Raw genomic sequence first — 9,708 nt, 5'->3', positions numbered from 1 at the left:
GCGTACCCGCACCGCGCCCCGTACCCGCTCACCGGCGGCGACCCCGCCGGGGGGATACTGGCCGCATGACGGAGACCACGGTCGGCATCGGCGGCGCGGCGGAGAGCACCGACATGGTGCTCAACATCGGCCCCCAGCATCCCTCCACGCACGGCGTCCTCCGCCTCAGGCTGGTCCTCGACGGCGAACGGATCCAGCACGCGGAGCCGGTCATCGGCTACATGCACCGCGGCGCGGAGAAGCTCTTCGAGGCCCGTGACTACCGCCAGATCGTCATGCTCGCGAACCGCCACGACTGGCTGTCCGCGTTCTCCAACGAGCTCGGCGTCGTCATGGCCGTCGAGCGCATGCTCGGCATGGAGGTCCCGGAGCGCGCCGTCTGGACCCGTACGCTCCTCGCCGAGCTGAACCGTGTCCTGAACCACCTGATGTTCCTCGGTTCGTACCCTCTCGAACTGGGCGGAATCACCCCGGTCTTCTACGCGTTCCGTGAGCGCGAGGAGCTCCAGGCCGTCATGGAGGAGGTCTCCGGCGGCCGCATGCACTACATGTTCAACCGGGTCGGGGGCCTCAAGGAGGACCTTCCCGCCGGCTGGCTCGGCCGGGCCCGCGCGGCCGTCGCGGACGTCCGGTCCCGGATGGACGTGTACGACGACCTGGTCACCGGCAACGAGATCTTCCGCGGCCGCACGCGCGGCGTCGGCGTACTGTCGCGCGAGGCCGTGCACGCGTACGGCGTCAGCGGCCCCATCGCCCGCGCCTCCGGCGTCGACTTCGACCTCCGCCGCGACGAGCCGTACCTCGCGTACGGCGAACTCCAGGACACCCTGAAGGTCGCCACCAGGACCGAGGGCGACTGCCTCGCCCGCTTCGAGGTCCTCCTGGAGCAGACGCACAACGCGCTGGACCTGGCGGACGCCTGCCTGGACCGGATGGCCGGCCTCGCGCCCGGCCCGATCAACCAGCGGCTGCCGAAGGTGCTGAAGGCCCCGGAGGGCCACACGTACGCCTGGACCGAGAACCCGCTCGGGATCAACGGCTACTACCTGGTCTCGAAGGGTGAGAAGACGCCGTACCGCCTGAAGCTGCGCTCGGCCTCGTTCAACAACATCCAGGCGCTGGTGGAACTGCTCCCGGGGACGCTCGTCGCCGACATGGTGGCGATCCTCGGGTCGCTCTTCTTCGTCGTCGGCGACATCGACAAGTGACCGGCCAGCGCACCGGCTAGCGCAGCACGCCCTCCAGGAAGTCGCTGCCGAGCCGCGACACCACCTGGAGGTCCAGGCCGTGCAGGACGTAGCGGCCGCGGCGCTGGGTGGTCAGCAGGCCGGCCTTGCGCAGCACGGTCAGATGGCGTGAGACCTCGGGCGCGGTGATGCCGTGCGACTCGGCCAGCTCGCCCGTCGTGTACGGCGAACGGGCCAGGTTGCGGCACAGGCGCATGCGCATCGGATGGGCCAGTGCCTCCATCCGCAGCTTCAGCAGCTCGACCGAGGCCGGGCCGGGCAGTTCGGGCGCGCCGACCGGGTAGTGGATCACCGGTCGCCAGCCGGGCGCGTGCAGGATCGACAGGTGCGGCCAGCCGAAACTCGACGGCACGAAGGTCAGCCCCGCGCCGACGTCCGGCTCGACGGCGCTGGTCCGGCCGTCGGCCAGCTTGTCGGCGTGGATACGGGTCCTCGCCCCGCCCGGGCCGGCGCCCGTCTCCAGCGTCAGCGCGGGGGAGACCGCGTGCAGCGCCTCGGCGAGGCCCTTGCGGCGCAGCACCTCGCCGTGGTGGCGTGCGGCGGCGGACAGCTGGACCCGGGTGCGGCGCCAGGTGTCCGCGAAGAACGCCTGGTCGCAGTCCTCGAACAGGCGCCGCAGCCAGGCCCGTACGGACCCGGGATCGGCCAGCAGCCGGCGGGCGAAGTCCGTCTGCTTGGGCCCGCGCGCGGCGGCCAGGTCCAGCGCCCGGTCGCGCATCGCCGCGTCGACGAGCGGGGACGGGCTGACGATGCCGTACGTACTGGAGCAGGTGAACTCCAGCGCCGCCGAGACGAACCGCTCGTCGTCCAGGCGGTCCAGCGCGTCCAGGTCCTCGGCGAGCGTCGCCCCCGTCCTGCCGTCGCCGCCGCGCACGCCGGCGAACGGCATGAAGACGTCCGAGAACGTGCTGCGCCACAGGAACTCCGCCTCGCTCATCCGGTCCGCGAGGTCCGGCTTCAGCGACGCGGCGGCCGCCGTCGCCCAGCCGTGCAGCCCCGGATGGTGGCCGGGCTCGGACAGGGCGTGCAGGGCCATGCCGAGCTCCGCCAGCGGGGAGGTTTCGAACACGACGCGCTCGGACGGCAGGCCGGTGATGTCGATGGACACGCTCATGGCCCCATCGTGCCCGGTGCCGCCGACAGCCGGACCGCCGATTGACGGGGCTCGTCAAACGAAGCGCGTCGCGGGGCGCTCGGTGCGCAGGGTGGGGGACATGAACGCCACTCAGCAGCACATGCTCGATGTCTACCGCGCCGCCCAGCTCGGGCAGCCCGCACCGCCGGCGCCCGGCCAGGGCGACTGGCAGGTGGTCCGGGAGATACGCGATTACCGGCTCCTCGGGGCGGCGGCCGCGGGCCGGCCGCCCCGGCCCGGCCGCCTGCGGGCCGCCCTGACCGGCCTCTTCGCCTCCGCCGCCCGCGGCCGGGGCGCACGGGCCGGGCGCACCCGGGCCGTGGCCGGTTCCGGGTCCGGCGCGTGCGGCTAGCGGGACGGGCACGGGCCGCCCGCCGGGGGCTTCCCGCTCCTGCCCCCTACCCCCTCAACCGCCCCGCGAAGTCGGCCACCGCGTCCAGTACGTCCTGCCGCGTCCACTCCAGACCGGCGGCCGCCACCGTCACCTCCGTGACCGCCACCCCCGGCGGAACGTCCTCGAACCACCTGCGGAACAGCGCCACCCCCGTCTCCTCCGCCTGCCGCACCGCCGCCTCCGTCAGGAGCTCCGCGCCGTACGGCAGCCAGACCTGGAACTGGTGCGTGTGCGGCGGCTCCGGGCGCACCCGGAACCACGGCACGCCCGCCGCGCTGAAACCGTCCGCGAGCGCCGCCGCGACGACCTTGGCGTGGGCGACGTACTCCGGCAGCCGGGGCAGCTCCCGCTCCAGGCCCAGCAGGGCGGAGAGGGCGGCCGGGTACTGCTGGAAGACCTGCCCGCCGTACCGGTGCCGCCACACCCGCGCCTGGGCGACCAGCGAAGCCGGTCCGGCGAGCGCCGCCCCGGACATCGCGCCCAGGGACTTGTAGAACGACACGTACACGCTGTCGGCGAGCCCCGCGATCTCCGGGAGCGTACGGCCGAGATGAGGGGCGCACTCCCACAGCCGGGCGCCGTCGAAGTGCACCACAGCGTCCCGTTCCCGCGCGGCGTCGACGACCGCCGTCAGCTCGTCCCACGTCGGCAGGACGAAACCGGCGTCCCGCAACGGCAGTTCCAGCATCAGCGTGCCGAACGGCTCGTCGCAGTCGCGCACTTCGTCCGCCGTGGGAAGCCGGGGCGCGGCCGTCGGGTGCGTCGTGCGCAGCCCGCTCACCGCCGACAGCGCGCCGCCCTCGTGCACCTCCGGGTGCGACAGCGGATGCAGCGCCACTGTCGCGTTGCCCGTACGCCCCGCCCAGCACCGCAGCGCCACCTGCTGCGCCATCGTCCCGGTGGGGAAGAACGCCGCCGCCTCTGTGCCCAGCGTCCGTGCGACTCGCCGCTCCAGCTCGGCGACGATCCCGTCGCCGTACACGTCGGTCCACTCGTCCAGGTCGTACACCCCGGACGCCGGACCGGCGTCAGCCGCCGCCGTGAGCTCCGCCAGGCGCTCACCCACCGTCGACTCCACCGGCGCGCGCCAGAGGGTGCGCTCCGCCTTCCGCCACGCGGTGAGCCTGCGCCGGCGCCCGTCCTGCTCGCTGCTGTCCGTCATCGGACGATCATCGCGTACCGTGCGGCCTCTGCCCACAGCCTGTGGACAGCGAGGCGATCGCACGAAACGCTGGCGTAGCATGACCAGAAATCGTCCGGTACCCCCCGCGGACTGGAACGGAAGGCCGTCCCCGCGTGAACGTGAACGCACCACACGCAGCACATGAGCCCCTGGACGCCAGGGACCGGCCCGCCCGCCTCACCGTGGGCGTGGTCGGAGCAGGCCGCGTCGGCCCGGCGCTCGCCGCCGCCCTGCGGCTGGCGGGCCACCGCCCGGTAGCCGTCTCCGGCGTCTCGGACGCGTCCGTGCGCCGGGCCGCGGCGCTCCTGCCCGACGTCCCGCTCGTCACCCCCGCCGAGGTGCTGGCCCGCGCCGAACTCGTCCTGCTGACCGTTCCCGACGACGCCCTGCCGGGGCTCGTCGAAGGGCTCGCGGAGACCGGCGCGGTCCGCCCGGGGCAGCTCATCGTGCACACCTCCGGGCGGTACGGAACCCGCGTCCTCGAGCCCGCCCTGCGCGCCGGCGCGCTGCCCCTCGCCCTGCACCCCGCCATGACGTTCACCGGAACGTCCGTCGACGTGCAGCGGCTCGCGGGCTGCTCCTTCGGCGTCACCGCCCCCGAGGAACTGCGCCTCGCGGCCGAGGCGCTGGTCATCGAGATGGGCGGCGAGCCCGAGTGGGTCGCCGAAGAGGCCCGCCCGCTGTACCACGCGGCCCTCGCCCTCGGTGCGAACCACCTGGTCACGCTGGTCGCCCAGTCCATGGAGCTGCTGCGCACGGCGGGCGTAGAGGCCCCGGACCGGATGCTCGGACCGCTCCTCGGCGCCGCCCTCGACAACGCCCTGCGCTCGGGCGACGCGGCCCTCACGGGCCCGGTCGCGCGCGGCGACGCGGGAACGGTCGCCGCGCACGTCGCGCAGTTGCGCGAGCACGCGCCGCAGGCCGTCGCGGGATACCTCGCCATGGCCCGTACGACCGCCGACCGCGCCCTCGCGCACGGGCTGCTGAAGCCGGAGCTGGCCGAGGACCTGCTGGACGTACTGGCCGACGGGGGCAGGCCGGAGACCGGCAGGCCCGACGACGACGCGCCCGACGGGGCCGGGGGAGAGGACCGATGAGCGCCGCCTTCGAGCTGGTCCCCAGCCGTGAGGACCTCCAGTACGTCCTCGCGCACTTCGCCGCCCCCGGCCGCACCGCTGTCGTCATGACCATGGGCGCCCTGCACGAGGGCCATGCGACGCTGATCCGCGCCGCGCGCTCGCACGTGGGGCCCGAGGGCTTCGTCGTCGTCACGGTGTTCGTCAACCCGCTCCAGTTCGGAGCGGGCGAGGACCTCGACCGCTACCCGCGCACCCTCGACGCCGACCTGGCCCTCGCCGAACGCGCCGGTGCGAACGCCGTGTTCGCCCCCTCCGTCGACGAGGTGTACCCGGGCGGCGCGCCGCAGGTCCGTATCACCGCGGGACCGATGGGCGAGCGGCTCGAAGGGGCGTCCCGCCCCGGCCACTTCGACGGCATGCTGACCGTCGTCGCCAAGCTGCTGCACCTGACCGGGCCCGACGTCGCGTTCTTCGGGCAGAAGGACGCCCAGCAGCTCGCCCTGATCCGCCGCATGGCACGCGACCTGAACTTCCCCGTCGAGATTGTCGGCGTGCCGACGGTCCGCGAGGAGGACGGCCTGGCCCTGTCCAGCCGCAACCGCTACCTCGCCCCCGGCGAGCGCCGCACCGCGCTCGCCCTCTCGCGCGCGCTGTTCGCCGCCCGCGACCGGCTCATCGCGCTGGAGGCCCTGCACGCCCGCGCGCTCGCCCAGGGCGCGCCGACGACCCCCGCGCGGGTGGCGGCCCTCGCCGGTCTCGGCGAGGCGCGCGCGGCGGCCGACGCGCACGCCGTCGAGCAGGCCGGCCACGCCGGCCTCAGCGGTCCGGCCGCCGTCCGCGCGGCCGCGGCCGCCGTCCTGGACGAGGCGGCGCGCCTGGAGCCGCCGCTCGCCCTCGACTACGTCGCGCTCGTCGACCCGTCCGACTTCACCGAGGTGCCCGACACCTACAGCGGCGACGCGATCCTCGCCGTGGCCGCCCGGGTCGGCGCCACCCGCCTCATCGACAACATCCCGCTGACCTTCGTCCACCAGAGCGGTGACGCAGGCGAAGTCCGCGAGCAGGGAGCCCCGGCATGAACCGCACCGGTATACGGCTGAAGGCCCCCGCCCCCGGCTGGACCGTCGACGCCGACGTCGTGGTCGTCGGCTCCGGCGTCGCCGGCCTGACCGCCGCGCTGCGCTGCACCGCCGCCGGGCTGCGCACGGTCGTCGTCACCAAGGCCCGCCTCGACGACGGTTCCACCCGCTGGGCGCAGGGCGGCATAGCCGCCGCCCTCGGCGACGGGGACACCCCCGAGCAGCACCTCGACGACACGCTCGTCGCGGGCGCGGGCCTGTGCGACGAGGAGGCCGTACGGGCCCTGGTCACCGAGGGCCCCGACGCCGTGCGGCGCCTGATCGACACCGGCGCGCTCTTCGACACCGACCCCGAGTCGGGCGTCATCCAGCTCACCCGCGAGGGCGGCCACCACCGCCGCCGCATCGCGCACGCCGGCGGCGACGCCACGGGCGCCGAGATCTCCCGGGCGCTCGTCGAGGCCGTACGGTCGGCGTCCGTCCGTACGATCGAGAACGCCCTGGTCCTGGACCTGCTGACGGACGCCGACGGACGCACGGCGGGCGTCACCCTGCACGTCATGGGCGAGGGCCAGCACGACGGCGTCGGCGCCGTCCTCGCCCCGGCCGTCGTCCTCGCGACGGGCGGCATGGGGCAGGTCTTCTCGGCCACCACCAACCCGTCCGTCTCCACCGGCGACGGCGTCGCGCTCGCCCTGCGCGCGGGCGCCGAGGTCTCGGACCTCGAATTCGTCCAGTTCCACCCGACGGTGCTCTTCCTGGGCGCCGACGCGGAGGGCCAGCAGCCCTTGGTGTCGGAGGCGGTACGGGGCGAGGGCGCCCACCTCGTCGACGCGGACGGCGTCCGCTTCATGCTCGGGCAGCACGAGCTGGCGGAGCTGGCCCCGCGCGACATCGTGGCCAAGGGCATCATGCGGCGCATGCGCGAGCAGGGCGCCGAGCACATGTACCTGGACGCCCGGCACTTCGGCGCCGAGATGTGGGAGTCCCGCTTCCCGACCATCCTGGCGGCCTGCCGCTCGCACGGCATCGACCCGGTCACGGACCCGATCCCGGTGGCCCCGGCGGCCCACTACGCGTCCGGCGGCGTACGGACGGACCTCCACGGCCGTACGACGGTCCCGGGCCTCTACGCCTGCGGTGAGGTGGCCTGCACGGGCGTGCACGGCGCGAACCGGCTCGCCTCCAATTCGCTGCTCGAGGGCCTCGTCTTCGCGGAGCGCATCGCCGAGGACGTCGCGGCCCACCCCGCCTCCCCCGGTCCGGCGGTACGCGGCGAGGAGGCCCCCGGGCCGCTCCTCGACCCGGCCACCCGCATCGAGATCCAGCGGATCATGACGGCCGGCGCCGGAGTGCTGCGTTCCGCCGAGAGCCTCGACCACGCGGCGACGGCCCTGGAGGCCCTGTACCGCAGCGCGGCAGCCGAAGCGGACCACCGCGACGGCGGCGGCACGGGCGACGCCGGCGACGCCAAGGACGCCGAGCCCGGCGTGGACGCCTGGGAGGCCACCAACCTCCTGCTCGTCTCGCGCGTCCTGGTCGCCGCGGCCCGCGCCCGCGAGGAGACCCGCGGCTGCCACTGGCGCGAGGACCGCCCCGACCGCGACGACGACACCTGGCGCCGCCACCTCGTCGTACGGCTCACCCCGGACCGCACCCTCGCCGTGCACCGCACCGCGACCGCATCGTTCCCGCCCGTAGGACCCGGCCCCGTACCAGCTCAGAGGGAGCAGTAACCGTGAGTACGCCCGACAACCCCCAGCTCCTGCCGACCGCCTCCGGCGGGTGCGGTGACGCCTGCGGCTGCGGCGGTGAGGAGACGTACGAGCTCGACACCGCCGAGTGCGGCCTCGACCCCGACCTGGTGCAGCTCCTCGTCGCCTCGGGCCTCGACCCGCTGGAGGTCGAGGACATCGCGAACGTCGCGCTGGCCGAGGACCTCGCCCACGGCGTGGACGTCACGAGCGTCGCGACCGTCCCCGAAGAGGCCGTCGCGACCGGCGACTTCACGGCCCGCGAGGCCGGCACCGTCGCGGGCCTGCGCGTCGCCGAGGCGATCCTCTCCGTCATCTGCACGGACGAGTTCGAGGTCGAGCGGCACGTCGAGGACGGCGACCGCGTCGAGGCCGGGCAGAAGCTCATCAGCGTCACCACCCGCACCCGCGACCTGCTCACCGGCGAGCGCAGCGCGCTCAACCTGCTGTGCCGCCTCTCGGGCATCGCGACGGCCACGCGCGCGTGGGCGGACGCCCTCGAAGGCACCGGCGCCAAGGTCCGCGACACCCGCAAGACGACCCCCGGGCTGCGCGCCCTGGAGAAGTTCGCGGTCCGCTGCGGCGGCGGAGTCAACCACCGCATGTCCCTCTCGGACGCGGCGCTCGTCAAGGACAACCACGTGGTCGCGGCGGGCGGCGTGGCCGAGGCGTTCACGCTGGTGCGCAAGGCGTTCCCCGAGGTGCCGATCGAGGTCGAGGTCGACACCCTGGCCCAGGTGACCGAGGTCCTCGCGGCGGGCGCCGACCTGATCCTGCTGGACAACTTCACCCCGGAGCAGACCCGCGAGGCGGTCGCTCTCGTGGGCGGCCGCGCGATCCTCGAATCCTCCGGCCGGCTGACCCTGGACAACGCCCGCGCGTACGCGGACACGGGCGTCGACTTCCTCGCCGTCGGGGCGCTCACGCACTCCTCCCCGATCCTCGACATCGGCCTCGACCTGCGCGAGGCGAAGTAACCCATGCTGCTCACCATCGACGTCGGCAACACCCACACCGTCCTCGGCCTGTTCGACGGGGAGGAGATCGTCGAGCACTGGCGCATCTCCACCGACGCCCGCCGCACGGCCGACGAGCTCGCCGTGCTCCTCCAGGGCCTCATGGGCATGCACCCGCTGCTGGGCGACGAACTGGGCGACGGGATCGAGGGCATCGCGATCTGCTCGACCGTGCCGTCCGTGCTGCACGAGCTGCGCGAGGTGACCCGCCGGTACTACGGCGACGTCCCCGCCGTGCTCGTCGAGCCGGGCATCAAGACGGGCGTGCCGATCCTGATGGACAACCCGAAGGAGGTCGGCGCCGACCGCATCATCAACGCGGTGGCGGCGGTCGAGCTCTACGGCGGCCCGGCGATCGTGGTGGACTTCGGCACGGCGACGACCTTCGACGCGGTGTCGGCGCGCGGTGAGTACACGGGCGGTGTCATCGCCCCGGGCATCGAGATCTCGGTGGAGGCACTCGGCGTCAAGGGCGCCCAGCTCCGCAAGATCGAGCTGGCCCGGCCGCGCAGCGTGATCGGCAAGAACACCGTCGAGGCCATGCAGTCGGGCATCGTCTACGGCTTCGCGGGCCAGGTCGACGGCGTCACGCAGCGCATGGCCCGCGAGCTCGTGGGCCCCGACGGCGACCCGGACGACGTCACCGTCATCGCCACGGGGGGCCTGGCCCCGATGGTGCTCGGAGAGTCCTCGGAGATCGACGAGCACGAGCCGTGGCTGACGCTGATCGGCCTGCGGCTGGTGTACGAGCGCAACGTCGCCCGGATGTGACCGGGAGGGGCGGGTCCTGTCTCTTATACACCTCTCCGAGCCCACGAGAC

9 protein-coding genes are annotated in these 9,708 nt (G+C 74.2%); 7 read left to right on the top strand and 2 right to left on the bottom strand.

Annotated elements, in window-relative coordinates; translation table 11 throughout:
- The first annotated feature begins 65 nt into the window (after nt 1–65).
- Nucleotides 66–1,208 carry an NADH-quinone oxidoreductase subunit D gene (locus E2E34_RS26300; protein WP_138904401.1) on the top strand — a complete coding sequence of 381 codons (1,143 nt, stop codon included), beginning with the start codon at nt 66–68 and terminating at the stop codon, nt 1,206–1,208.
- Nucleotides 1,209–1,224: 16 nt separating this feature from the next.
- On the opposite strand, the gene E2E34_RS26295 is transcribed toward E2E34_RS26300, so the two are convergent.
- Nucleotides 1,225–2,355: a DUF5937 family protein gene (locus E2E34_RS26295; protein WP_138904402.1), complete on the bottom strand. Its 1,131-nt coding sequence runs from the start codon at nt 2,353–2,355 to the stop codon at nt 1,225–1,227.
- A 106-nt stretch (nt 2,356–2,461) separates the two neighbouring features.
- Here E2E34_RS26295 and E2E34_RS26290 point away from each other — a divergent pair, with 106 nt between their 5' ends.
- Nucleotides 2,462–2,734: a hypothetical protein gene (locus tag E2E34_RS26290; protein WP_138904400.1), complete on the top strand. Its 273-nt coding sequence runs from the start codon at nt 2,462–2,464 to the stop codon at nt 2,732–2,734.
- Between the two features lie 46 nt (nt 2,735–2,780).
- On the opposite strand, the gene E2E34_RS26285 is transcribed toward E2E34_RS26290, so the two are convergent.
- The gene (locus E2E34_RS26285; protein ID WP_138904399.1) at nt 2,781–3,938 is read right to left on the bottom strand and encodes a threonine aldolase family protein; all 1,158 of its coding nucleotides are present in this window, start codon (nt 3,936–3,938) and stop codon (nt 2,781–2,783) included.
- A 140-nt stretch (nt 3,939–4,078) separates the two neighbouring features.
- On the opposite strand from E2E34_RS26285, the gene E2E34_RS26280 reads away from it, so the two are divergent.
- From E2E34_RS26280 to E2E34_RS26260, 5 genes are read left to right on the top strand one after another with little or no spacing between them, the layout of a single operon-like run.
- The gene (locus E2E34_RS26280; RefSeq protein WP_244316119.1) at nt 4,079–5,056 is read left to right on the top strand and encodes a Rossmann-like and DUF2520 domain-containing protein; all 978 of its coding nucleotides are present in this window, start codon (nt 4,079–4,081) and stop codon (nt 5,054–5,056) included.
- Nucleotides 5,053–6,117, top strand: a complete 1,065-nt coding sequence (gene panC / locus E2E34_RS26275) for a pantoate--beta-alanine ligase (protein ID WP_138904398.1) — start codon at nt 5,053–5,055, stop codon at nt 6,115–6,117. The genes E2E34_RS26280 and panC overlap by 4 nt, the downstream gene beginning before the upstream one ends.
- On the top strand, nt 6,114–7,853 hold the full coding sequence (locus E2E34_RS26270; RefSeq protein ID WP_138904397.1) for an L-aspartate oxidase: 1,740 nt from the start codon (nt 6,114–6,116) through the stop codon (nt 7,851–7,853). Before panC ends, E2E34_RS26270 begins: the two co-directional genes overlap by 4 nt.
- 2 nt (nt 7,854–7,855) lie before the next feature.
- A complete protein-coding gene (gene nadC, locus E2E34_RS26265; RefSeq protein ID WP_138904396.1) occupies nt 7,856–8,848 on the top strand; it encodes a carboxylating nicotinate-nucleotide diphosphorylase in 993 nt (330 codons plus the stop codon).
- Nucleotides 8,849–8,851: 3 nt separating this feature from the next.
- On the top strand, nt 8,852–9,658 hold the full coding sequence (locus E2E34_RS26260) for a type III pantothenate kinase (RefSeq protein WP_138904395.1): 807 nt from the start codon (nt 8,852–8,854) through the stop codon (nt 9,656–9,658).
- Nucleotides 9,659–9,708 lie beyond the last annotated feature (50 nt).

This window comes from Streptomyces albidochromogenes, assembly GCF_005981925.1.
Taxonomy (GTDB): domain Bacteria; phylum Actinomycetota; class Actinomycetes; order Streptomycetales; family Streptomycetaceae; genus Streptomyces; species Streptomyces albidochromogenes.
The sequence above is the reverse complement of the archived record's forward strand: the minus strand, read 5'-3'. Positions and strand labels throughout refer to the sequence as shown.